Genomic DNA, 23,541 nt, shown 5'->3' with positions numbered 1-23,541 from the left:
CGGGAATGCCGACGAAGGACGCGACGACGCATCGGCCGCGCCTGGCATGCCGTGGCCGTTCCCGGGAACATGGGGAGGGAGAGCCCTCGGGCTCCACGGGTACCGCACGCAGCTGTGAGGCGAATCCAGTCATGACCGTCACGAAGATCATCACGGTGTTCGGCGCGACCGGCCGGCAGGGCGGGGGCCTCGCGCGGGCCGTTCTTGCGGACCGGGACGGAGCGTTCTCGGTCCGCGCCGTCACGAGGCACCCCGACGGAGAACCCGCCGCGGAGCTCAAGCGGCTGGGCGCCGAGATCGTACGGGCCGACATGGACGACCCATCGAGCCTGGAACCCGCATTCGAACACGCGTACGGTGCCTTTCTGGTCACCAACTTCTGGGAACACATGTCCGCGGAGCGGGAGAAAACCCAGGCCGAAGCCCTGGCGCGAGCCGCCTCGCACGCGGGCGTGCAGCACGCGATCTGGTCGACGCTGGAGGACACGCGCGAGTGCGTTCCGCTCGACGACGAGCGGATGCCGACGCTCCAGGAGCACTACAAGGTGCCGCACTTCGACGGCAAGGCGGAGGCGGACCACTACTTCCTCGACGAGGGCGTCCCGACGACGTTCCTCCGCACCACCTTCTTCTGGGAGAACCTGCTCGGCGCCTTCGCCCCGCAGCGCGGTGCGGACGGCGCACCGTGGCTGACGTACCCGATGGGCGAGGCCAGGCTCTCCGGGCTCGCGGCGGACGACATCGGCAAGACGGCACGGGCCGTCTTCGAACGCGGTACGGATCTGATCGCGGCGACGGTCAGCATCGCCGGCGAGCACCTCAAGGTCGCCGACATGGCCGCCGCCCTGACGGGAGCGCTCGGCGAACCGGTGCGCTACCGGCCCCTCACTCCGGACGAATGGCGTGCGCAGGGATTCCCGGGCGCGGACGAGACGGGGAACATGTTCCAGTACTACAAGGACTGCGAGCAGCACTTCACCGAGGCCCGGGACATCGACGCCGTCCGGGGCCTCAACCCCGCCCTCCAGGACTTCGGCACATGGCTCGCGGCGCACCAGGACCGTCTGCGCACCACCTGGACGTGACCGGTGACGACGTGGCGCCATGGGCGACTGACCGTGACCGGACCGCTCGACGGGAGTTCGTCATGCACGATCCCAATCCGAAGCTCACCCATCAGGAACGGAAGATCCTCGAAGGCATCGAGGAGGGCCTTCGGAGCGATGACTCCCTCAACCGCAGGCTGCGTTCGCTCGGACACGGCCCTGCGGGTACGGGAGGCTCGTGGGGCGCGGTCGTGCGGCACCGCCTCGGCTGGTGCACCACCGTCCTCGGCGTCGCCTGTGTGGCCCTGTTCGTCCTCGCGGCCGCGTCCTCGTCGGCCGCACCGCTGTGGTTCTTCGCCGCTGCGTGGGTGGTCACGGCGGTGTGCCTGATACGGCTCCTGCAGCGGACGGTGGAGCGGCGAAGGAGCGCGGCGGCCCGCCGGAGGGCCGACTGACGTGACTGCTGTGGGTCCCGGCCGCATGAAACCCGGCGACACGGGCAGCGGCCGGTAGAGGGGTCGCCGCGCCCCGCGCCGGAGCGGGGCGACATCCTGCGGAAGGAGCGAGTCGGCATGACGCTCGACGGGATGAACGTTCTCGTCCTCACCACGAACTACGGGACGGAACAGGACGAACTCAACAAGCCGGTGGCGGTACTGCGTGAGGCGGGCGCCCGCGTCACGGTCGCCGCGCAGCGGCGCGAGCCCGTCCACACCCTGGTCTCGGACCGGCGGCCGGGCGCCGACGTCATGCCGGACACGGCCCTCGCCGATGCCGACGCGGAGGAGTACGACGCAGTCGTCGTGCCGGGCGGCACGCTCAACGCCGACCGGCTGCGCACCGACAGCCGGGCGCAGCATCTGATCTCGGCGTTCGCCGACGCGGACAAACCCGTCGCGGCGATCTGTCACGGCCCCTGGCTCCTCGTGGACAGCGGCCTGGCCCGGGACCGGCGGCTCACCTCGTACCCGTCACTCCGCTCGGACCTGGAGAACGCGGGCGCCACGTGGGTGGACCAGGAGGTCGTCGTCGACGGCTCCGGCGGTCATCCACTGATCACGTCACGCAGACCGCGCGACCTCGACGCCTTCGCGGCGGCGATCGTCCGCACCCTTGAGGACCGGGCCGGCTGAGCACCACACGAGAGGAACCCGATCATGCGCAAGAGCACCGTGCAGAAGGGCAAGGGCCGGATCAAGGAGGTCACGGGCAAGGTGACAGGCGGCTGGAGGCGGAGGGAACGGCCGACCGGATGGCGGCCAAGGCCCGCGCGGCGATCGAGAAGGTGCACGAGAGCGCGCTGAAGGCACGCGACGAGATAAGGCGGCGCGCCTCCTAGCTGAATGACGCCAAGGTGTGAGTGGTCGAGATGGATGTCACCTGGTCGCGCAGACTGACACCAGCCGTGTGCACCCACCGCGATCTGCCGCCTGAGCCGGGCCACGATGGGTGGAGCCCGGCCGGGCGTGTGGGAGCTCCTGGAGACGTGTCGCAGTCCGGATGAGGTCGGCGACGGCTCTGGACCGGCTGTGCGGTGGCCAGGCGATCACGGTGGTGACTGCCGGCGCATCCAGCACGGGCACGGCGGCTAGGTCACCGTGCAGTTGGGCTCGGCACGACTCCGGTGAGACCGCACAGGCACGGCCGAGCGCGACGAGCTGCAACAACTGCGCATGGTCGCGGACCTGCGGGCCCGGGCCGGGCGGGTAGGTGCCGTCGGGGTCGGGCCAGCGTGGAAGGGGCAGGCCCGGCAGCCCGGTGATGTCGGCCATGTGCACATGGGCCCGGACGGTGAGCGGATGCCCGGCCGGCAGGACCACGACCTGACTCTCCGTGCTGAGCTCTTCGGTGTGGAATCCGGCCGTCGAGTCGAACGGCCGGTGCAGCAGCGCCACGTCGGCCCGGCCCTCGCGCAGGAGTCGTCCCTGCTCGGCCGGACCGCACAGGATGACGTCGACGGGGACCGCGCCGGGTTCGGCGGCGTACGCGTCGAGCAGTCTCGCCAGCAGATCCCTGGACGCGCTGGCCTTCGTGACCAGGACCAGGCCGGGGCGGCCGGTCACGGAAAGGGCGGCGCGGCGGGTCCGACGCTCGGCTGCCTCGACCGCGTCGAGAGCCGCCCGGCCCTCGACCAACAGCACCGAGCCGGCCTCGGTCAGCGTGACCGTGCGACTGGTCCGATCCAACAGCACTGCCCCGAGCCGGCGTTCGAGCCGCTGGATCGCCCGTGACAACGGTGGCTGCGCGATCCCGAGCCGCTGCGCGGCATGCCCGAAGTGCAGCTCTTCGGCGACAGCGACGAAATACCGCAGTTCCCGGGTCTCCATCCGGCCACGCTATCCCGGATCAATACCCTGACGGTATCGTTGCGCACCCGATCGGTCTTGGACCCCCGCCGAGGTCCGAAGGCAGCATCGTCCCCATGACTGAACGGACGATCGCGCTGGTCACCGGCGCGAACAAGGGAATCGGCTACGAGATCGCCGCAGGCCTGGGCACCCTCGGCTGGAGCGTCGGCGTCGGCGCCCGCGACGACCAGCGCCGAAGCGCCACGGTGGAGAAACTGCGCGCCGCCGGCATCGACGCGTTCGCCGTACCGCTGGACGTGACCGACGACGCGAGCGCGACCGCCGCCGCACGGCTGATCGACGAACAGGCCGGACGCCTCGACGTGCTCGTCAACAACGCCGCCATCGCAGGCGACATGCCGCAGCAGCCCACCCGGATCGACCCCGCCACCATCCACACGGTCGTGGACACCAACGTGATCGGCGTCATCCGCGTCACCAACGCGATGCTGCCGCTGCTGCGCCGCTCCGCCGCACCACGCATCGTGAACATGTCCAGCAGCGTCGGCTCCCTCACCCGGCAGTCAGGACCCGCCGCCGAGCAGACGGCAGGTCCGGTGTCCGCGGCGTACGCGCCGTCGAAGACGTTCCTGAACGCCGTCACCCTCCAATACGCCCGGGAGCTGAGCGACACGAACATCCTGATCAACACCGGCTGCCCCGGCTACGTCGCCACCGACCTCAACGGCTTCCGCGGCGTGCGCACCCCCGAACAGGGCGCGGCGATCGCCATCAAACTCGCGACCCTGCCCGACGACGGCCCCACCGGACAGTTCTTCGACGACGCCGGCGTAGTGCCCTGGTGATGTGCACGGCGGCCATCACCCGCCAGGCTGATGCCGCTGCGCCCACGCATCTCGAACAGATCCGTGGTGGCCGTCCCCGCCAACGCTCCGACGCCCGGGGCAACACCCCGCACCGCTACCGGCTCCAACAATCGTGACCCGGGGATCCGAATCGCAAGACCTCACTGCTGTTCACCGATCCGTGACGACTCATCAATCAAGGGGACGATTCGGCCAGTTGTACCCATGGACCTCGACGGGCTCCGCTGGAGGCAGACCGGAAAACCCTTGGACGGCGTGAGTCCCCACACGGAAAACTACCCATCCTGTCCACTTTGATCCGAAAGGCAGGATTGGATGGGAAAGCCTGAATCGCGCAAGAGTTCGCCAGGGAGGGGCTCGGTGCTCCTCGCGCTTCGTTTCTACGGACGGGAGCTGACCCGGCTCAAATGGTGGACCGTGCCGGCGATGCTGCTACCGGCACTGGGCAACATCGGAATCTTCTACATCGTGCCGCTGATCGTCGCCAAGCTCGTCGGCCGCATCGCGGGGGACGCCGACGATGGCGTCGGCCCGATGCTGCCGTACGTCCTCGGCTTCGCCGGCGTGCTGCTGCTCGCCGAGGCGCTGTGGCGCGTCGGGCTGCACTGTCTGAACCGTCTGGACGCCCTCGGCATCGAGCACCTGTACGTGATCGGGATGGACGCGCTGTTCGCCAAGGACGCCGCCTTCTTCCACGACAACTTCGCCGGCTCGCTGACCAAGCGGGTACTCAGTTTCGCCTCGCGGTTCGAGGAGTTCGTCGACACGCTCACCTTCTCGGTGATGGGCAAGTTCGTGCCCCTGGTGTTCGCGTCGGTGGTGCTGTGGACGTACGAACCCCTGCTCGTGGTCGGGCTCCTGACGATGATCGCGGTCACGACGCTGTGCGTGCGGCCACTGATCCGTCGCCGCCAGGCGCTCGTCGACCAGCGTGAGGAGGCGATCGCCCGCGTGTCGGGCCACGTCGCCGACAGCCTGATGAACATGGACACGGTCCGGTCGTTCGCCGCCGAGGAACGTGAGGCAGCCGAACACCGCTCCCGTGTGGCCGAATCGCGCCGCCTCACGCTGCGTTCGTGGGACTACGGCAACCTGCGCATCGACACGCTGATCGCACCGATGTCCGTGCTGACCAACGTCCTCGGCCTGGTGCTCGCGCTCTCTCTCGGCGCGGGCGAGCACGGCGTCGAGGCCCTCGTCGTCGCCTTCACCTACTACTCCAACGCCACACGGATCATGTTCGAGTTCAACCAGATCTACCGCCGCCTGGAAAGCTCGATGACCGAAGCCGCGCAGTTCACCGAACTGCTTCGGACCCCGCCGACCGTACGGGACCCCGAGAAGCCGGAACCTCTCCTCTCCGACGGCGCCGATGTGCGCTTCGAGGAGGTGACCTTCGCCCACGCGGGCGCGAAGCCGCTCTTCGACGGCCTCGAGCTGGCCGTGCCCAGCGGGGCGAAGGTGGGTTTCGTCGGCCGGTCCGGCGGCGGCAAGACAACGCTCACCCGGCTGCTGCTGCGGATGACCGACATCGACGGCGGGCGGATCACGATCGGCGGACAGGACATCAGCAGGCTGCGGCAGGCCGAACTGCGCAGCCTGATCGCCTATGTGCCGCAGGACCCGGCGATGTTCCACCGCACGCTGCGGGAGAACATCGTGTTCGCCCGACCGGACGCCACCGACGCCGAGATCCGCCGTGCGGCCGAAGCCGCGCACGTCACGGAGTTCGTCGACACGCTGCCCGAAGGCTTCGACACGATGGTGGGAGAGCGCGGAGTGAAGCTGTCCGGCGGCCAGCGCCAGCGGGTCGCCCTCGCGCGGGCGATTCTGCGCGACGCGCCGATCCTGCTGCTCGACGAGGCGACCAGCGCCCTGGACTCCGAGAGCGAGATCCTCGTACAGGACGCGCTCTGGCGCCTCATGGACGGGCGGACGGCGCTCGTGGTGGCGCATCGGCTCAGCACGGTCGCCACCATGGACCAGCTCGTCGTCCTCGACGGCGGACGCATCGTCGAGCAGGGCACGCATCAGGAGCTGCTCGCCACGGAGGGTGCCTACGCGAAGCTGTGGCAGCACCAGTCGGGCGGCTTCCTCGACGACGCCGCCACCAAGGCAGAACAGGCGTAGACCCACACTCCGAACCCGGAGGGGCTCTGCCGTGTCACCGCCCTGCCGACCAGACCTGATCACACACGACCACACCCCGGTGGCGCACCCCATCGGCAGCGCCGCCGGGAGGGGCAGCGATGCCGCCTACCCTTCCCTCGGACACGCCGAAGGCCGGAGGCATCGCTGGGCAAACCCCCTTCCGGCATCACCTGGAACAAGGAAACCCCAGGTCACCGCACTCGACCACGGGCCTTGATGTGTGTCGCGGGGAGCTCGGGTGCCGGCAGCGGACCGCCGTCGTACCCCTTCACCTCGCCGAAGCGGTCGCCCGTCATCCACTGCTCCCGGGCCGTGCGGATCTCCTCGTCCGTGCGGCCCACGAAGTTCCACCACATGACGATCTCCTCCTCGAACGGCTCGCCGCCGAGGAGCATCAGGCCGGCGTCGGAGGCCGCACGGAGGGGGAGTTCGGTGCGGCCGCAGCCGAGGTAGAGCATGGAGCCGGGGAGGACCGGTACGCCGTCGACATGGGCCTCGCCGGACATGGCCAGGACCGCGTACTCGAAGTCGGGGTCCAGGGGAAGGTTCGTCTCGGTGCCGGCCGTGAGCGCGAGGTCGGCGCCGACGATCGGGGTGTACGTCGTACCGGGCGACGCAGCGCCGTCGAGCTCACCGAGGATCACCGTGGCCGTCAGGCCCGGAGCCGTGATCCGGGGCAGGTCGGCATGGTGCTGGAAGTGCGGCTCCACATGGCGGTGGGCGTCCGGGAGGGCCACCCAGAGCTGGGCGCCGTGCAGGAAGCGGGCGTGCGGCTCGGGGCTCTCCTCCGAGTGGGAGATGGCCCGGCCCGAGGTCATCAGGCCCAGCTCGCGCGGCCGGATGGTCTGGAGGCTGCCGGTGGAGTCGCGGTGCAGGACCTCGCCGTCGTGGAGCCAGCTGACGGTCTGGAGTCCCATGTGCGGGTGCGGCGGGACCTGCATGCCCGGCTCGTCGGCGATGTCGTCGGGGCCGTAGTGGTCGACGAATGCCCAGGCTCCGACCATCCGCCGGCCCAGGTTCGGGAGCAGCCGGCGGACCTCGGTCGACTCGCCGAGCTGGACGTGGCGGGGGCTGAGGAGTTCCCGTACCGGCTCGGCGACGACGAATCCGCGGCCGCCGCACACGGTCAGCGCGGCCTGGCGATCAAGATTGCTCATGCTCAACCTGTTCCTGTCCGGAGAGAGTGACCATAGTGGAATGTTCAACCATCTCGGTGTGTTGACCTGGTCGACCACCTCACAGGGTGGCAGATCCGGGCCTCGGGAAAGGGTGAGCAAGTGAGCGACACGTACTACGAGTTCGGAACGGCCGGAGAACGCTGGGACAGGGCCCGGTTCTTCTTCGACGCGAAGGAGTACGGAACCGCCGTCCGCATCCTGCACGGCCTGGTCGCCGAGCACCCGGAGCAGACGGCCCAGCGGCTCCTGCTCGCGCGGGCCTACTACCACTCGGCCCAGCTCTCCCGGGCCGAAGCGGAGCTGCGGGCGATCCTGGAGCGCGACCCGGTCGAGCACTACGCCCGGCTGATGCTCGGTCGCACCCTGGAGCGCCTGGGACGCTCGGACGAGGCCGCGCCGCACCTGCGGATGGCCGCCGCGATGACGGGCGAGACACCGCCGGTCTGACGCCGGACGCCCGACACGGACCCCGACGCGGATCCCGACGCGACTTCCCGACGCACCGCGCTGACGCCGCTCTGATACCCCCGTCCGGTATATTCGGCGGCCGGGAGGTCCTGGTCGTGCGTACACATCGAGCGGAACGCCGCAGACGAGCAGAAGGTGCCCTGGCGCACCTTCTGCTCGTCGTCGTGCTCGCGCTCGGAGTGTTCCTGATGCACGCCGTCGGCCACCCCGAGGGGTCCGGCGGCGGCATGGAGACCACCTCCGCCTCCGCATCCGCCTCCGCCCACTCCGACGCTCCCCACGGTGGCGACGGCTCCGACGCCGGGCACGAGCCGGGTACGGGGATGGACATGACGACCCTGTGCGTGGCCGTCCTGACCGGCTGGCTGTTCGCGGGACTCGTCAGGGCCGCGCTCGGGCGCCGCCCCGACTGGCTCACCCTCCTGCTCGCGCGGCTCACGTCCGCGCTGGGGCCGCACGCGCCCCCGCCCCGACCCCCCGACCTCGCCCTACTGTCCGTCCTGCGGATCTAGGCCGTACCGCCACCGCGGGCGCCTCGCGCTGCCCGTGAACGTCTTCGGCCTGTCCTTTTCCGTATGTACGACAGCACACGAGGTATCACCCCATGCGTTCCTTCACCCACCGCACCGCCAGGAAGTTCGCCCTCGCCGGCGCCGCCACCGCGACCGGGCTCCTGCTCACCGCCTGCGGCACGGACGACGGCAAGAGCGGAATGGACCACGGCGGTGCGTCCGCTTCGGCGTCCCCGTCCGCGTCCGCTTCCGCCACGGTTTCCGCCTCCGCTTCCGGCTCGGCCACGGCGGCCGCCGCCTCCGGCGCCTTCAACGACGCGGACGTGATGTTCGCGCAGATGATGATCCCCCATCACGAGCAGGCCCTGGAGATGGCGAAGCTCGCCGAGGGCCGGGCCGAGGACCCCGAGGTCAAGAACCTGGTCACCGCGATCCACCAGGCCCAGGACCCGGAGATCCAGAAGATGAAGGCCTGGCTCAAGGGCTGGGGCAAGCCCGAGTCCGCCGGTCACGGCACCGGTGGCGGGGGCGGTCACGGCATGGCCGGGATGATGTCCGAGCAGGACATGAAGGACCTCGCCGCCGCCAAGGGCAAGGCCTTCGACCGCACGTTCGCCGAGCTGATGATCGCCCACCACAACGGCGCCGTCGACATGGCGGAGGACGAGCGGAAGAACGGCCGCAACGTCACGGCCAAGGCGCTCGCCGACGACGTCGTGCGGACCCAGTCCGCCGAGGTCGCCGCCCTGCGGAAGATCCTCGACCGGCTCTGATCCGGTCCGGCTCGCCCCTCCCTCCCCACCCTTCCCGTACACACACGTACACAGGCGCGTCACAGGCGGCCCGTCCCTCCCCGGGGCGGGCCGCCCCGCCGCCGTACCCACGCTCCCCAGGCGAAAGAACGATGAAGAAACACCTCCCCGGCCTCTCGGTCCTCCCCCTCACCGCCGCCGCCCTGGCCCTGGCTCTGACCCTCACCGCGTGTTCGTCGTCCGGGGACGGGGCACCCGGTGCCGACTCCGGCGCGGTCCTCAGCCACATCCACGGACTCGGCGTCCGCGGCAGCACCCTCTACGTCGCCACGCACCAAGGCCTCCACACCCCCGACGCCGACGGCCGGCCGACACTGGTCGGCGACCGCCGGGACGACTTCATGGGCTTCACGGTCACGTCCGACGGCGTCTTCCTCGCGAGCGGCCACCCCGCCCCCGGCGGCGACGGGCCCGCCGACCTCGGTCTCGTGGCGTCGACGGACTCCGGACGCACCTGGCAGGAGAAGTCGCTCGCCGGGAAGGTCGACTTTCACGCCCTCGACACCGCGCCGGACTCCACCGTCTACGGGTACGACAGCGCGAACGGGCTCCTCCGGGTCAGCACCGACGGCGTCACCTGGGACGACCGCGCCACGCTGCGCGCCCTCGACATCGCCGTCTCCCCCACCACGCCCGGGACCGTCGTCGCCACCACCGAGTCCGGCGTAGCCCGCAGCACGGACGGCGGCAGGACCTTCACCTCGGGCACGGACCAGGTCCTCGCGTACGTCTCCTGGGGTGCCCCCGACGCACTCTTCGGCGTCGACCCGAACGGGGTCCTCTTCCGCGGTAGGGACGGCGGCACCGGATGGACCCGCGTCTCCACCGTGCCGGGCGGAGCCCCGCAGGCGCTCACGGTCGTGGACGCCCGCCGGCTGCTCGTCGCGACTCAGGACGGCGTGTACGAGTCCCGGGACGCCGGTCTCACCTTCGAGCGCCGCATGGCGGTGAAGCCCGGGAACGACGACCACTGACCGACTGCGGTACCGGCGTCCGCCGGACAGGCCCTGGGGGGGTGTCTTGCCGATCAGGCCGGACACCCCCGGGCCGGTGGCCGTCGCTCCCCGCTCAGTGCTGCGCGACCACCTCCACGACCACGTGCCCGCCCACCACGACCGTCTCCGCCACCGTGCCGGGGATCTCCTCCGGGGCGATGCGCAGGATGTCGCGGGAGAGGACGACGAAGTCGGCCAGTTTGCCGACCGTCAGCGAACCCCGCTCGTGCTCCAGGAAGTTGGCGTACGCGGAGCCCATCGTGTAGCCCTCGACCGCGGCGACGACGTCGATCGTCTCGCCCGCCGTCCAGGCCTCCCCGCCGCCGGGCGGGCGGCGGGTCACGGCGGCGTGGATGCCGACCATGGGGTCCATCTCGGCGACGTTCCAGTCGCTGGAGAGGGCGAGGACGGCGCCCGCCTCGCTCAGGCTGCGCAGCGGCCAGGCCTTGTGCCAGCGGTCGGGGCCGACGTTCTCGGCCCAGTCCTGGCCGGGGCCCGCGATGTCCGGGGCGGCGTGCCGGGGCTGCATGCAGGCGACGACCCCGAGCTCGGCGAAGCGCGGGGTGTCGGCCGGGTCGAGGCACTCGACGTGGACGATCTGGTGGCGGGCGTCGCGCGGCCCGTTGACCCCTCGGGCCCGCTCGACGGCGTCGAGGACGGTACGGATGCCGCGGTCGCCGGTGGCGTGGACGAAGCACTGGAAGCCGCGCGCGTCGAGCCGGGTGAGCAGCTCGCCGAACTCCTCGGGCGGGTAGAAGGTGTCGCCGCGGTGGTGGGAGCAGCCCGCGTACGGTTCCAGGAGCGCGGCCGTACGGGGTTCCACGACGTCGTCGATGTACAGCTTGAGCGGTCCGACCCGCAGCCGGTCGTCCGCGAACTCCTCGGCCGCCGCCCGGAATTCGTCCAGGTCGGACTCGGTCGTACCGCGCGGGTGGAAGAGCGCGGCGACGATCCGCGAGCGCAGGCGCCCCTCGGCGCGGGCGCGCTGGAAGAGGGCGAGGTCGTCGAGGGAGTTCTGGGGTTCGACGACGGTGGTGATGCCGAACCCGATGGCGTCGTCGAGGCTCTTGGCGAGCCGGCCGTACTGCCGGTCCGGCGCGGCCCACGGGACGCCGAGGTCGCGCAAGGCGCGGTGGCCGTCGCGGGAGAGCCCCTTGACGGCGAAGTCCTTGACGAATCCGGTGGGTTCGCCGGTCGTCGGGTCGGTGACGGCCCGCCCGAAGGGGAGGTCGGTGTGGTCGCGGTCGACGCCGAGCCGGCGGAGGGCGGCGGTGTTGAGCCAGGCGGTGTGGACGTCGTAGCTGAGGACGAGGGCGGGGGTGTCGCCGGTGGCCGGGTCGAGGTCGGCGGCGGTGGGCATGCGCCCGTCGGGGATCGCGGAGTAGTCGAAGGCCTCGGCCTCGATCCACTCGGCGTCCGGGTGTGCCGTGTGCCAGGCGCGGATGCGGTCGTGGATCGTGTCGAGGGTGCGGGCTCCGGCGAGCTGGACGCAGGCGTCGTCGGAGCCGAGGCGGACGTGGTTGTGGGCGTCGACGAAGCCGGGCAGGACGAGCCGTCCGCCGGCGTCGAGGACCCGGGTGCCGGGACCGGCCCAGGCGCCGGACGCGGCGTCGGAGCCGATCCAGACGATCCGGCCGTCACGGACCGCGAGGGCTTCGGCCTCGGGAAGCGCGGGGTCGACGGTGTGGATCCGGGCGCCGGTGAGGAGGAGGTCGGCGGGGGCGGGGGAAGGGGTGGGGCCGTTCATGCGGGGTGACTCCGTGACGTACGTACGAGGGGTGTTCAGGCGGTTCGGGGGTGCGGAGGCTCAGGCGGGTACGCGTACCGGCGCGACCGTCCGGCGTGCGAGGAGCACGTACACCAGCGCCGAGACTCCCGCGCCGAGCAGGGTGAGGTCGGCGCCGCCGAGCGGGGCGACGAGCGGGCCGGTCCACAGCTCGGAGTCGCAGGTCAGCGCCGAGAAGAGCAGGCCTGCGAGGAGCGCGGTCACTCCGGCCGGGTGCCAGCCGGAGCGGTACCAGTAGGCGCCACCGGTGCTCGCGTGGAGTCCGGCGGAGTCGTAGGTGCAGCGGCGGAGCACCATGTCGGCGAGGAAGACCCCGCCCCAGGGAGCGAAGACGATGATCAGGAGGGAGAGGAAGGAGAGGAGCGAGGTGGTGAAGTCGGTGAGGAAGAGGGCACCGAGGGAGCCGACGGCCGTCACGGCGGCGCTGATGACGATGGCGCGGGCCCGGCTCCAGGGGATGCCGAGGACCTGGAGGTTCAGGCTCGACGAGTAGAGCGTGATGATCGAGTTGGTGACCGACCCGCCGAGGACCAGGGCGAGGAAGAGTGGCTGGAACCAGCCGGGGAGCAGGCTCTCGGTGCCGGCGACGGCGTCGGTCATGTCGACCTGGGTCGCGGCGGCCACCCCGGCGACCCCGAGGGCGACGGAGGAGACGAAGCCGCCGAGGGCTCCGCTCCAGGTCACGGCCTTGAGGGAGGTCGTGCGGGGCAGATAGCGGGTGTAGTCGGCGGGCATGGGGAGGTACGAGAAGGGGCCTGCGAACATCACGACGAAGGCGAGGCTCCAGCCGGCGGCGCCGGGCGCGGCGGAGGGTGCGGAGGTGTCGGCGCCCGGCAGGACGAGGACGAGCAGGGCGGCGAAGCCGACGGCGAGGACGTAGGCCATCCAGCGTTCGGCGAACTGGACCGTGGCGTGGCCCCAGAGGGCGACGGCGAAGGTCAGCGCGAGGGTGACGCCGAGGGCGAGGGCACGGGTGGCGGATCCGCCGCTCCAGCCGAGGTCGGCGAAGAAGGCTTCGAGGGCGAGGGTGCCCACCACGGTGTTCACGATGGTGTAGCCGATGCTGACGATCCAGTTGAGCAGACCGGCCGGCCAGTTGCCGCGCAGGCCGAAGGCCGCGCGGGAGATGACGAGGGTGGCGGTGCCGGTGCGTACGCCGCTGAGGCCGGCCGCGCCGATGGCGAGGAAGGAGAGGCCGCCGATCACGACGACGGCGGTGGCCTGCCAGAACGAGAGCCCGAAGGCGACGGCGAGGGCGCCGTTGATGACGTAGGTGAAGGTGAGGTTCGAGCCGAACCAGAGCCAGAAGACGTCCTTGGCGCTGCCGTGCCGTTCGGCGTCGGGTATGGGGTCGATCCCGTGTTCCTCGACCTGGAACACCTCGTCGCGGCCGGGGGTCCCCGTGGTCACGGGCGCCGTCTCATGTCCGAGCACACCGCACTCCTGTCTTGAATGCTGTTCTAAGTCTTAGAACGGCATTCAAGATGTGCGATAGATTCAGGCCACGTCAAGACCTTCGCAGGTTGCGATTGAGTGCGACTAAGGTCGATGCGGCGCCCGATCCGGCGCCCGGCGGCGAAACGGCGGAACGGGGACGGTGGCGGTGGCAGGGGCGGCAAGGCGGCGGGACGGGCACGTCACCCAGGAACGGATGCTGGAGGAGGCCATGACGGCGATCGCCGAGGACGGCCTCTCCTCGCTCACGATGTCGGCGCTCGCGGAGCGGCTCGGCACCAGCGGCGGCCACATCCTGTACTACTTCGGCAGCAAGGACCTGCTGCTGCTCGCGGCCCTCCGGTGGAGCGAGGCCGCGCTCGCCGAGGAGCGCCGCGCACTGCTGTCCCGGCGGATCACGGCCGAGCGCAAGCTCGACCACTTCCTCCGGCTCTATCTGCCGCGCGGCCCGCGCGATCCGCGCTGGACCCTGTGGATCGAGCTGTGGGCGCGCACACCCGGCAACAGCGCGCTCGGCGAGGCCCAGGAGGAGCTGGACCGGGGCTGGCACGAGGACCTGGAGGCGCTGCTCACGGCAGGCGTCGCACGGCGGCGCTTCGCCCCGCTCGACACGGCGGCGCGCGCCTCCGAACTCCTGGCCCTGCTCGACGGGTTGAGCACCCGGGCCGTCCTGGGCCAGGAGTCCGGCCGTGATCCGCGGCCCACCCTGGAGGTGGCGCGCTCGGCGGCCCGGGCGCTCATCACCCCGTGCGCCCCCGATGCCGACGACCCCCCGCGCGGTACCGCGGAATGACGGCTCGTCAGCCCCGGTAGGCCTCCAACAGGCGCAGCCACGCCTCGCTCAGCGTCGGGTACGAGGGAACGGCGTGCCACAGGCGGGCGATCGGCACCTCGCCGACGACCGCGACGGTCGCCGAGTGGACGAGTTCGCCGATGCCGGGGCCGACGAAGGAGGCGCCGAGGATCACCTCCCGGTCGAGGTCGACGACGATCCGGGCGTGCCCCCGGTAGCCCTGGGCGTAGAGCCCGGCTCCGGCGACCTGGCTCATGTCGAGGTCCACGGCCCGGACCCGGTACCCGGCCCGCTCGGCCTCGGCGAGCGAGAGGCCGACGGCGGCCGCCTCGGGATCGCTGAACACCACCTGCGGTACGGCCGCGTGGTCGGCGGTGGCCGCGTGAGCGCCCCAACTCGCCTCGTCCAGCGGCTCGGTGGCCTTCGCGCGGGCGGCGATCGCGGCACCGGCGATCCGGGCCTGGTACTTGCCCTGATGCGTCAGGAGCGCGCGGTGGTTGACGTCCCCGACGGCGTAGAGCCAGTCGCTACCGGTCACCTTGAGGCTGTCGTCGACGTCGAGCCAGGAGCCCGGCTTCAGACCGACGTTCTCCAGGCCGATGTCCTCGGTGCGCGGGGCCCGGCCGGTGGCGAAGAGCACCTGGTCGCCCTCGACGTGGTCGCCGCCCTCCAGGACCACGGTGACCGGTCCCGTACCCCCGTCGCGTACCACCGCGCTGACCGAGACGCCGGTACGGATGTCCGCGCCGCGCGCGGTGAGGGCCGCGGCCACGTGCTCGCCGACGAAGGGTTCCATCCGGGGCAGCAGCCCCTCGCCCCGTACGAGCATCGTGACCTTCGCGCCGAAGGCGTGCCAGGCGGTTGCCATCTCGACGCCCACGACTCCCCCGCCGACCACGATCAGCCGCCCGGGCACCCGGTCGGAGCTGGTCGCCTCGCGGCTGGTCCAGGGCCGCGCCCCGGACAGGCCGGGCAGATCGGGGAGAACGGCGCGGCTGCCGGTGCAGACGGCGACCGCGTGCCGGGCGGTGAGGACATGGCGCTCGCCCTCGGGCCCCGCGACCTCGACCCGGCGCACCCCGAGGAGGCGGCCGTGGCCCCGGAAGATCCGTACGCCGATCGAGTCGAGCCAGTCCACCTGGCCGTCGTCCTTCCAGTCGCCGACGACCGCATCGCGGTGGGCGAAGACCTCCAGGGCGTCGAGCGGGCCGTAGACCGACTCGCGCAGGCCCGCCACCTTTCGCGCGTCGGAGCGGGCGATCACGGGGCGGAGGAGGGCCTTGCTGGGCATGCAGGCCCAGTACGAACACTCGCCGCCGATCAACTCGCTCTCGACGATCGCGGCAGTCAGGCCGGCGGCCCGTACCCTGTCGACGACGTTCTCCCCCACCGGGCCCGCGCCCAGGACCACCACGTCGTACTCGTGCTCGTGCCCGTCTTCCACCGTTCGTGTCATGGGTCCCAGTCTGGCGTCAGCGGTGCGGAATAGCGCGGCTCGATACGCCGTTGTGCCGGGCGAGTCCCCAGGGGACCGTGAGGACACCGCCAGGAGATCCCCGAAAGGTAGGAAGCATGAGCACCGTAGAGCTCACCAAGGACAACTTCGACGAGGTCGTGAGCGGGAACGAATTCGTCCTGATCGACTTCTGGGCTTCCTGGTGCGGTCCCTGCCGTCAGTTCGGGCCGGTCTACGAGGCGGCGTCGAAGCGTCACGAGGACCTGGTCTTCGCCAAGGTGGACACGGAGGCGCAGCCGGAGCTGGCGGCGGCGTTCGAGATCCGCTCGATCCCGACGCTGATGATCGTGCGCGACAACGTGGCGATCTTCGCCCAGCCCGGCGCGCTGCCGGAAGCGGCCCTTGAGGACGTCATCGGCCAGGCACGGAAGCTGGACATGGACGAGGTCCGCAAGTCCGTCGAGGACGCCAAGCAGAAGTGACCCACCGCGAGGGGGGGTACGGGAGTCTCTCCCGTACCCCCCCTCGCGTGCTGTCCGGGTGGCTCAGCGCTCCAGGACCAGGGCGAGACCCTGGCCGACGCCGATGCAGAGGGCGGCGAGGCCCGTGCCCGAGCCGGCCGCCGCAAGCTGGTGGGCCACCGAACCGGCGAGCCGGGCGCCCGAGGCGCCCAGCGGATGGCCGATGGCGATGGCTCCGCCGCGGGGATTCACGATCTCGGGGTCGAGTTCCGGCCATTCGGCGAGGCAGCCGAGCGACTGGGCCGCGAAGGCCTCGTTCAGCTCGAAGGTCCGCAGGTCGGCGAAGGAACGACCGGACTTCTCCAGGGCCCTCCGAACCGCCTCGACGGGGCCGAGGCCGAAGAGCTGGGGCTCGATGCCGGTGACGGCGGAGGTACGGATCCGGGCGAGCGGCTCCCGGCCGGTCTCGCGCAGCCCGTCCTCGTCGACGAGGAGCAGGGCGGCCGCGCCGTCGTTGAGCGGCGAGGCGTTGCCCGCCGTGACGGTGCCTCCCTCGGGGCGGAAGGAGGGCTTGAGCCTGGCGAGGGCCTCCATGGACGTGGAGTCGCGGATGCACTCGTCGCGGGCGAGTTCCACCCCCGGGTAGGGGACGACCTCGTCGTCGTACAGACCCTTGGCCCAGGCCTCGGCCGCCTTGCGGTGACTGGCGAGGGCGAAGGCGTCCTGCTGCTCGCGGGTGATGCCGTGCTTGTCCGCGATCAGCTCGGCGCCCTCGCCGAGCGGGACCGTCCACTCGGCGGGCATACGGGGGTTCGTCATGCGCCAGCCGAGGGTGGTCGAGTGGAGCTGCTGGTGGCCTGCGGGGAAGGCCCGCTCGGGCTTCTGCAGGACCCAGGGGGCGCGGGACATCGACTCGACACCGCCGGCGATCGCCACGGAGGCGTCGCCGAGGGCGATGGCGCGGGCCGCCTGGATGACGGCCTCGAGACCGGAGCCGCAGAGGCGGTTGACGGTGACGCCGGGTACGGACACGGGCAGTCCGGCGAGCAGGACGGCCATCCTCGCGACGTCGCGGTTGTCCTCGCCGGCGCCGTTGGCGTCGCCGAAGTAGACGTCGTCGACGCGCGCGGGGTCGAGCGCGGGCGTGCGGTCCACGAGGGCCCGGACGACGTGCCCCGCGAGGTCGTCCGGGCGGACCGGGGCGAGGGCGCCCCCGAACTTCCCGATCGGGGTGCGGACGGCGTCGACGATGTAGACGTCGCGGATGCTCATCGGTTCTCTCCCACGTGACCTTCGGAACGACTCTGTTCGCCTGGTGAAAGACCTTTGCCTCGAAGGCTTTCACCTCGAAGACTTTCGTCTTGGCGCGCGCGCAGAGTCTCTGCCGGACGACCCGCCGTGTCAACGGGCCGTTTCGCGACACGGCACGGGAAAGCGTCCCAGGTCAGTCGCGTCCCGTCGGGCGGGCGAGGGCCGTGAGGCCGTAGTCGAGCTCGCGTCCGTCGACGAGCAGCGCCTCCACCGTGCGCGTCTCGGGGTCGATGTCGGCCCTGATGCCGTGGCCCTCGTAGATCGGATAACCCGACTCGCCGTGCCGCCCGGTGGCCTCCACGACGGCCGTACGGACGGCGCTGTCCGTCACGGAGGCGCCGCCCCGGTCCTCGACGTGCGCGGGCACCAGCAGGATCTCGAAACGCTGCGGAACTGTGCTCATGCATCGACGCTAAGCGCTCGCCCGTGCTCCCGCCGGACGGCCGCTCAGCTGGACTCGCGCCGGACGACCTGCGAGGCGAGGAGCGAGCGGGTGCGGGGCGGGGCGTCCGGTTCCCGTACCGCCCGGTCGACCAGTTCCGCCAGTTCGCGCCCGAGCACCATGTCGATCCGTACGGTGCTGAGCCGGGGACGCAGCAGCCGGCCCAGGAGCAGGTCGTCCGCGCCGACGACGGCGGTCTCCTCCGGCACCGCGACGCCGACGTCCTGGAGCGCCCGCATCAGGAGCATCGCGTACTCGTCGTTGTACGCGAAGACAGCGTCGAGGCCGAGCTCCCGCCAGCGCCCCGCGAGCGCGTTCGCCGACTCCTCCTCGTACCGCAGCGGCAGCGGTGCGACGGTGGCGTCGGTGCCCTCGACCGCGCGCCGCGCGCCTTCGAGGCGGGGCCCCGAGAACATGGCGAGGCCAGGCTCCTCGGGGATCACGACGCCGATCCGCCGCCGGCCGCTCTCCACGAGGTGGGCGGTGGCGACCTCGCCCACCCGCCCCTGGTCCATGACGAGGGCGTGGGTGCCCTCGACACCCTGGGTGCCGAGGGTGATCACGGCCCGCGCCCCGGACCGCTTGAGGATCTCGACGCCCTGGCCGGTCAGCTGGACCTCGCCGAGCGAGACCACGGCCACCGGCCGGAGCTCGGCCCAGGCGCGGGCGGCCTCCTCACCTTCCAGGCCGACGCTGCCGTACTGGACCACCGTGTAGTCGAGGCGCCGCAGGGCCCACTGGAACTCGTTGAAGAACTGGCTGTACAGCGGTCCGACCGGGACGTGGGAGGCCGGCAGCAGCACCATCCGGCTGTGGCCGGCCCGCAGGCTGCGGGCGGCGGCGTGCGGCACGTACCCCAGCTCCTCGGCCGCTTCGCGCACCCGGCGGCGGGTGGGCTCGCTGATGCGGACGGCCGAGGTGTTGTTCAGGACGTACGAGACGGTGGCCCGGGAGACGCCCGCGAGGCGGGCGACGTCGGCGCTGGTCGGGACCGCGCGCCCGGTGAGGCGTTCGGGGGTGTGTTCGGTTGGCTGACTCATCGCTTCGGCATCTTTCCAGAACAATCCGGCCCGGGGTCTGGCGGATGGCCGGAATCGAGTGCTACACAATGCTCACACGCGTCACTGACACGTGTAACTAACTCGTTCGATCCGCTTCTCGCCCCCTCGTCGGGCGATCTCCTCAGGAGGGCACTGTGGCCCTTTCCTCCCCTGGGACCGGCTCCGAAACCGGCTCGTCAGGCACCCCCGCCGCCGCGACGGGCGACCCCGGCACTCCCGTCGGCACGGCAGCCGCCCCCGGCGTCCCCGCCGGTACGACGGACGGCCCCGGCTCCCCCGCGGCCGGTCGGCCGACGCGCGGCCTGCTGCCCCTGCTCCTCGCCGGCAACACCGCGATGTACGCCCTGTACATCGGTGTTCCCGGTCTGCTCCTCGCGCTCCAGATCGAGGAGATCGACCCGGCCGGCAAGGTGGCGAACTTCGGTCTCGTCTCCGGCATATCCGCGATCTTCGCCACCGTCTTCAACCCGGTCGCCGGCGCCCTCTCGGACCGCACCGGGCGCCGCAACCCGTGGATCCTCGCCGGTGGTCTGCTCGCCCTGCCGGTGATGCTGCTCCTCGGCAGCGTCCACACGATCCTGCTGGTGACCATCGCCTGGTGTCTGGGCCAGGCCGTCATGAACGTCTACCAGGCGGCCCTGACCTCCGTGGTGCCCGACCGGGTCCCCATGGCCGCCCGGGGCAAGGCCTCCGCCGCCGTCGGTCTCGGTCTGCCCGTCGGCTCGACGATCGGCGCCCTCGTCGGCGCCGCCTTCTCCGAGGACTACCGCACCGGGTACCTCGTCTTCGGCGCGATCATCGCGGCCACCGCCGTGCTGTTCACGGCCTGCGCCCGCGAGCAGCGCATGCCCGCCAAGGCCCCGCTGCCGGTCAAGGAGCAGGTCGCGGCCTTCGGCAGCGCGCTCAAGGACCACGACTTCCGCTGGGCCTTCATCGGCCGGGCCCTGCTGGTCCTCGGCTACTTCGCCGTGGCCGGATTCCAGCTGTACATCCTCAAGGACCACACCGAGCTGCCCGCCGGGCTCAGCCCCGAGGAGGCCGTGGCCGTCCTCATGCCGCTCAACGCGGTCGCCATGGTGGTCTCCACCGTGCTCGGCGGCTGGCTGTCGGACCGCTACGACCGGCGCAAGCTCTTCGTGGGCGCCTCCGCCGCGCTCGCCGCCGTCGCCCTGCTCATCCCGGCCGTGTCGACGAGCTGGACGGCGATGCTCGCCTTCTCCGCCGTCAACGGCCTCGGCTTCGGCTGCTACATGGCCGTCGACACGGCCCTGGTGACCATGGTGCTGCCGAAGGCCGAGGACGCGGCCCGTGACATGGGCGTCCTCAACGTCGCCAACGCGGGGCCGCAGATCGTCGCCCCGTTCGTGGCCTCCCTCGTCGTCTCGCTGAGTGGCGGGTACACGGCACTGTTCTTGATCGCCGCCGTACTGTCGGTACTCGGCGCACTCGCCGTGCGCCCCATCCGCAGCGTGCGCTGACCCCGTCGGCGCCCGCAGAGCACCGTCAGAAAGGCGGCACCGTGCGCCTGCACACGTCCACGTGGGGTTCGGGTGACCGGATCGCCCTGCTCGTCCACGGCCTCATGGCCGACCACCGCACCTGGCGGCGGGTCGGACCGGCGCTCGCGGAGCTCGGCTACCGGGTGATCGCGGTGGACCTGCGGGGGCACGGGCTGAGCGGGCGGGCCGCGGGGCCGGAGGAGTACCGGCCGGAGGACTACGCCGACGATCTCGTCGAAACCCTTCCGGCCGGGGCGGAGTTGGCGGTCGGGCACTCGCTGGGCGGGCTGGCGCTGGCCCAGGCCCTGGAGCGGCTCGAGCCGGCCCGCGCGGTCTACTCCGACCCCGCCTGGCACCTGGGGGCGGGTCCCGCCGGATATCGCGCCGAGGTCTTCGTCCGGGGCAAGTCGATGACCAGGGAGCAGATCAGGGGCTTCAACCCGCACTGGTCGGAGGAGGACCTGGACGCCGAGGGGGCGGCGGTACGGCTCTGGGACGAGCGATCGGCGTACGGTCTGCGGGAGTTCGTGGGCGCGGACCTGTGGCCGGCCCGCGCCACCGTCCCCTCCCTGGTCACCCTGGCCGACCCGAGCATGCTGATCCCGCCGGACGCGGCCCGGATGCTGGCGAGCCGCGGATTCACCGTCCGTACGGTGGCGAAGGCGGGTCACACCATCCACCGGGACGACTTCGACGGGTTCATGTCCACGCTGGGCGAGTGGATCTGACGTACCGTTCAGCCATGGACGACGCGTCGATGGACTCCTCGATGGTGGGACTGCTCGGCCGGGTGACCGGCACCGTCGGGCCCGGACTCGTCGGTGAGGTGATCGTCCGGATCCGGGGCGGTGCCGAGCACTTCCTCGCCCATCCGGCCTCCCCGAAGGAGCAGATCGGCGTCGGAACGGTGGTGATGGTCATGGAACATCTCCCTCCACGCACCGTCTATGTCACAGCCGCGTACGACAGTTGACGCAACCGTTGAGCGGCGCCCGCCACAGGCGCACACTCCCTTCACCGGATCCGCACCGGATCCGGTGAAGGGGGACCTTGTCCATGGGTATCGGCATTCTCGCGGGCGTCGTCGTCGGCGCCTTCGCCGTCCTCATCATCGTCTTCAAGATGATGTGGCGCGTCGCGGAACCCAACGAGGCGCTGATCATCTCCGGCTCCAACCACAAGAACGAGGGCCTCGGCGCGGGCATGGGGTTCCGCATCGTCACGGGCCGCGGCACGATGGTCCTGCCCGGCGTGCAGGCGGTGCGCAAGCTCTCGCTCGACCTCAACGAGACCCAGCTGTCCGTCGAGTGCGTCACCCACCAGGGCATTCCGCTGAAGGTCCGCGGTGTGGTGATCTTCAAGGTCGGTGACGACTTCGTGTCGATCGCCAACGCCGCGCGCCGCTTCCTCGATCAGCAGAAGCTCATGAGCGAGCGGGTGCACATCGTCTTCGCCGGTCATCTCCGCGCCATCGTCGGCGGGTTGACCGTGGAGGACATGATCCGTGACCGGGAGAAGCTGACCGGGCAGGCGCGTTCGGCCTGTGGCACGGAGATGGAGAAGCTCGGTCTGATCGTCGACTCCCTGCAGATCCACGAGATCGAGGACCCGACCGGGTACATCAAGAACCTGGCCGCTCCGCACGCGGCCGCCGTCCAGCGGGACGCACGGATCGCACAGGCCGAGGCGAACCGGCGGGCGACCGAGGCCGAACAGCAGGCCGCGGCGCGCATGTCGGAGGCGACCCGCGACAGCGAGATCCTCCAGGCGGGATACCAGGCCGAGCGGGACCAGGCCTCCGCGACGGCCCGGCAGGCCGGCCCGCTGGCCGAGGCGGCCTCGCGCCAGGAGGTCGTCGTCCAGGAGACCCGGGTCGCCGAGCTGGAGGGACACCGTAAGGAGCAGCAGCTCCAGGCGGAGGTCCGCAAGCCGGCGGACGCGATGGCGTACGAGACCCGGACGCTGGCCGCGGCCGAGCGTGACGCCCGGATCTCGGCGGCCGAGGCCGATGCGAAGGAGACCGAGCTGGCGAGCGCGGCCAAGGCGACGGCGACCCGGCTCACCGGTGAGGCGGAGGCGGCGGCGCAGCACGCCAAGGGGCTCGCGGTCGCCGAGGCGACCCGGGCGAAGGGTCTGGCGGAGGCGGAGTCGATCAAGGCCCGTGCGGCGGCGCTCGCGGAGAACCAGGAGGCCGTGGTCGCCCAGCAGCTGGCCGAGAAGTGGCCGGAGATCGTCTCCGCGGGTGCGTCCGCGTTCGGGAACGTGGACCAGATGGTGCTGCTCAACGGCGCCGACGGCATGGCGGACGTGTTCGCCAAGGCGCTGACCATGGGCGGGACCGGGCTCGGTCTGGCCCGGCAGCTGCTCTCCACGATGAACCCGGGCGCTCAGGAGCGGCCGGGCACCGGAGTGCCTCCGGCGCCCCGGGCGTCGGAGGAGAGCATCGAGATCACGGTCGGCGACGGGGAGTAACCGGCGCGGAACCATGGAGGGAGAACGGGCCGGGGCCCGGTGCCGTCATCGGCGCCGGGCCCCGGCCTCGGCTGTGTCCGGAAAGTAGCGCCGTCTGCCCGCCTCGCTCCGTGCTCGGCTCGGCCGTCCCGCTCTGTTTGCCTCGGTTTTCGCCGCCTGCCTCTGTCGCGGGCGACTGCGTCTGTCGCAAACCTCAGATGCAAACCTCTGTTGCAAGCCTCTGTCTCAGGTGCGGCCGTCCGCCTCAGTTGTGGCCGAACTTCCGTTCCTTGCGGTGCGACGCGTGCTCCACGAGGGGCATCGACGTCTCGCTCTTGGGAGCCGCCGAGGTCTGTTCCTTCGTGGTTGCCTCGGTGCGGTGCTCATGGCCGCCGGTACGGGCTCCCCGGTTCGTCCGGGTCTGTTTCTTGCCCACGATCGTGCCTCCCGTGACGGGTGTCGGACTGTGGTCCGTATCCCCTCAGCCTG

Annotated in this window: 24 protein-coding genes; 15 read left to right on the top strand and 9 right to left on the bottom strand. The window is 71.4% G+C overall.

Translation table 11 applies throughout. The features are described 5' to 3' along the window. The first annotated feature begins 131 nt into the window (after nucleotides 1–131). The 3 genes from OG462_RS37350 to OG462_RS37340 all read left to right on the top strand — a co-directional run bounded on the left by OG462_RS37350 (nucleotide 132) and on the right by OG462_RS37340 (nucleotide 2,179). Nucleotides 132–1,085 carry an NmrA/HSCARG family protein gene (locus tag OG462_RS37350; protein ID WP_406064798.1) on the top strand — a complete coding sequence of 318 codons (954 nt, stop codon included), beginning with the start codon at nucleotides 132–134 and terminating at the stop codon, nucleotides 1,083–1,085. Nucleotides 1,086–1,147: 62 nt separating this feature from the next. Then, on the top strand, nucleotides 1,148–1,501 hold the full coding sequence (locus tag OG462_RS37345; RefSeq protein ID WP_406064797.1) for a DUF3040 domain-containing protein: 354 nt from the start codon (nucleotides 1,148–1,150) through the stop codon (nucleotides 1,499–1,501). Nucleotides 1,502–1,618: 117 nt separating this feature from the next. Further along, nucleotides 1,619–2,179 (top strand): type 1 glutamine amidotransferase domain-containing protein, encoded by a 561-nt coding sequence (locus tag OG462_RS37340; RefSeq protein WP_406064795.1) that lies wholly within the window; start codon nucleotides 1,619–1,621, stop codon nucleotides 2,177–2,179. Between the two features lie 243 nt (nucleotides 2,180–2,422). Here the strand turns inward: OG462_RS37340 and OG462_RS37335 are convergent, their stop codons facing one another. Next, on the bottom strand, nucleotides 2,423–3,373 hold the full coding sequence (locus tag OG462_RS37335) for a LysR family transcriptional regulator (RefSeq protein ID WP_406064793.1): 951 nt from the start codon (nucleotides 3,371–3,373) through the stop codon (nucleotides 2,423–2,425). A gap of 95 nt (nucleotides 3,374–3,468) precedes the next feature. Between OG462_RS37335 and OG462_RS37330 the strand changes: the two genes are divergently transcribed. Both OG462_RS37330 and OG462_RS37325 read left to right on the top strand, forming a co-directional pair. Continuing rightward, nucleotides 3,469–4,200, top strand: coding sequence for an SDR family oxidoreductase (locus OG462_RS37330; RefSeq protein WP_406064791.1), 732 nt, complete (start codon nucleotides 3,469–3,471; stop codon nucleotides 4,198–4,200). Nucleotides 4,201–4,536: 336 nt separating this feature from the next. Then, a complete protein-coding gene (locus OG462_RS37325; protein ID WP_406064790.1) occupies nucleotides 4,537–6,351 on the top strand; it encodes an ABC transporter ATP-binding protein in 1,815 nt (604 codons plus the stop codon). Nucleotides 6,352–6,563: 212 nt separating this feature from the next. Here the strand turns inward: OG462_RS37325 and OG462_RS37320 are convergent, their stop codons facing one another. Beyond that, on the bottom strand, nucleotides 6,564–7,529 hold the full coding sequence (locus OG462_RS37320; protein ID WP_406064788.1) for a pirin family protein: 966 nt from the start codon (nucleotides 7,527–7,529) through the stop codon (nucleotides 6,564–6,566). Between the two features lie 120 nt (nucleotides 7,530–7,649). On the opposite strand from OG462_RS37320, the gene OG462_RS37315 reads away from it, so the two are divergent. The 4 genes from OG462_RS37315 (at nucleotide 7,650) to OG462_RS37300 (ending at nucleotide 10,316) form a co-directional block, all read left to right on the top strand. Further along, on the top strand, nucleotides 7,650–7,997 hold the full coding sequence (locus tag OG462_RS37315; RefSeq protein ID WP_406064786.1) for a tetratricopeptide repeat protein: 348 nt from the start codon (nucleotides 7,650–7,652) through the stop codon (nucleotides 7,995–7,997). A 116-nt stretch (nucleotides 7,998–8,113) separates the two neighbouring features. Then, nucleotides 8,114–8,530, top strand: coding sequence for a DUF6153 family protein (locus tag OG462_RS37310; RefSeq protein WP_406064784.1), 417 nt, complete (start codon nucleotides 8,114–8,116; stop codon nucleotides 8,528–8,530). Nucleotides 8,531–8,622: 92 nt separating this feature from the next. Beyond that, a complete protein-coding gene (locus OG462_RS37305) occupies nucleotides 8,623–9,303 on the top strand; it encodes a DUF305 domain-containing protein (protein ID WP_406064782.1) in 681 nt (226 codons plus the stop codon). A 131-nt stretch (nucleotides 9,304–9,434) separates the two neighbouring features. Then, nucleotides 9,435–10,316: a F510_1955 family glycosylhydrolase gene (locus OG462_RS37300; protein ID WP_406064780.1), complete on the top strand. Its 882-nt coding sequence runs from the start codon at nucleotides 9,435–9,437 to the stop codon at nucleotides 10,314–10,316. 94 nt (nucleotides 10,317–10,410) lie between these two features. Here the strand turns inward: OG462_RS37300 and OG462_RS37295 are convergent, their stop codons facing one another. Beyond that, nucleotides 10,411–12,084 (bottom strand): amidohydrolase, encoded by a 1,674-nt coding sequence (locus OG462_RS37295; protein WP_406064778.1) that lies wholly within the window; start codon nucleotides 12,082–12,084, stop codon nucleotides 10,411–10,413. Between the two features lie 60 nt (nucleotides 12,085–12,144). Then, nucleotides 12,145–13,557 carry a purine-cytosine permease family protein gene (locus tag OG462_RS37290; RefSeq protein ID WP_406064776.1) on the bottom strand — a complete coding sequence of 471 codons (1,413 nt, stop codon included), beginning with the start codon at nucleotides 13,555–13,557 and terminating at the stop codon, nucleotides 12,145–12,147. 169 nt (nucleotides 13,558–13,726) lie between these two features. Here OG462_RS37290 and OG462_RS37285 point away from each other — a divergent pair, with 169 nt between their 5' ends. Continuing rightward, nucleotides 13,727–14,371 (top strand): TetR/AcrR family transcriptional regulator, encoded by a 645-nt coding sequence (locus tag OG462_RS37285; RefSeq protein WP_406064774.1) that lies wholly within the window; start codon nucleotides 13,727–13,729, stop codon nucleotides 14,369–14,371. A 7-nt stretch (nucleotides 14,372–14,378) separates the two neighbouring features. Here the strand turns inward: OG462_RS37285 and OG462_RS37280 are convergent, their stop codons facing one another. Then, on the bottom strand, nucleotides 14,379–15,827 hold the full coding sequence (locus OG462_RS37280) for a dihydrolipoyl dehydrogenase family protein (RefSeq protein ID WP_406064772.1): 1,449 nt from the start codon (nucleotides 15,825–15,827) through the stop codon (nucleotides 14,379–14,381). A gap of 116 nt (nucleotides 15,828–15,943) precedes the next feature. Here OG462_RS37280 and trxA point away from each other — a divergent pair, with 116 nt between their 5' ends. Then, nucleotides 15,944–16,309, top strand: a complete 366-nt coding sequence (gene trxA / locus OG462_RS37275; RefSeq protein WP_406064770.1) for a thioredoxin — start codon at nucleotides 15,944–15,946, stop codon at nucleotides 16,307–16,309. A gap of 63 nt (nucleotides 16,310–16,372) precedes the next feature. On the opposite strand, the gene OG462_RS37270 is transcribed toward trxA, so the two are convergent. From OG462_RS37270 to OG462_RS37260, 3 genes are all read right to left on the bottom strand, one after another. Further along, nucleotides 16,373–17,560, bottom strand: coding sequence for a thiolase family protein (locus OG462_RS37270; protein WP_406064768.1), 1,188 nt, complete (start codon nucleotides 17,558–17,560; stop codon nucleotides 16,373–16,375). A gap of 172 nt (nucleotides 17,561–17,732) precedes the next feature. Beyond that, nucleotides 17,733–18,002, bottom strand: coding sequence for a hypothetical protein (locus tag OG462_RS37265; protein WP_406064767.1), 270 nt, complete (start codon nucleotides 18,000–18,002; stop codon nucleotides 17,733–17,735). A gap of 44 nt (nucleotides 18,003–18,046) precedes the next feature. Then, nucleotides 18,047–19,081 carry a LacI family DNA-binding transcriptional regulator gene (locus OG462_RS37260; RefSeq protein ID WP_406064766.1) on the bottom strand — a complete coding sequence of 345 codons (1,035 nt, stop codon included), beginning with the start codon at nucleotides 19,079–19,081 and terminating at the stop codon, nucleotides 18,047–18,049. A gap of 155 nt (nucleotides 19,082–19,236) precedes the next feature. Between OG462_RS37260 and OG462_RS37255 the strand changes: the two genes are divergently transcribed. The 4 genes from OG462_RS37255 (at nucleotide 19,237) to OG462_RS37240 (ending at nucleotide 23,073) form a co-directional block, all read left to right on the top strand. Further along, the gene (locus OG462_RS37255) at nucleotides 19,237–20,580 is read left to right on the top strand and encodes an MFS transporter (RefSeq protein WP_406064764.1); all 1,344 of its coding nucleotides are present in this window, start codon (nucleotides 19,237–19,239) and stop codon (nucleotides 20,578–20,580) included. Nucleotides 20,581–20,621: 41 nt separating this feature from the next. Further along, nucleotides 20,622–21,329 (top strand): alpha/beta fold hydrolase, encoded by a 708-nt coding sequence (locus OG462_RS37250; RefSeq protein ID WP_406064763.1) that lies wholly within the window; start codon nucleotides 20,622–20,624, stop codon nucleotides 21,327–21,329. A 14-nt stretch (nucleotides 21,330–21,343) separates the two neighbouring features. Further along, nucleotides 21,344–21,574: a hypothetical protein gene (locus OG462_RS37245; protein ID WP_406064761.1), complete on the top strand. Its 231-nt coding sequence runs from the start codon at nucleotides 21,344–21,346 to the stop codon at nucleotides 21,572–21,574. 83 nt (nucleotides 21,575–21,657) lie between these two features. Further along, on the top strand, nucleotides 21,658–23,073 hold the full coding sequence (locus OG462_RS37240; protein ID WP_406064759.1) for a flotillin family protein: 1,416 nt from the start codon (nucleotides 21,658–21,660) through the stop codon (nucleotides 23,071–23,073). A 244-nt stretch (nucleotides 23,074–23,317) separates the two neighbouring features. On the opposite strand, the gene OG462_RS37235 is transcribed toward OG462_RS37240, so the two are convergent. Continuing rightward, complete coding sequence (locus tag OG462_RS37235) at nucleotides 23,318–23,488, bottom strand: hypothetical protein (protein ID WP_167346832.1); 171 nt, start codon at nucleotides 23,486–23,488, stop codon at nucleotides 23,318–23,320. Nucleotides 23,489–23,541: the final 53 nt, after the last annotated feature.

Source organism: Streptomyces sp. NBC_01077 (assembly GCF_045162855.1).
Taxonomy (GTDB): Bacteria; Actinomycetota; Actinomycetes; order Streptomycetales; family Streptomycetaceae; genus Streptomyces.
This window is presented reverse-complemented; position numbering and strand designations above follow the sequence as displayed.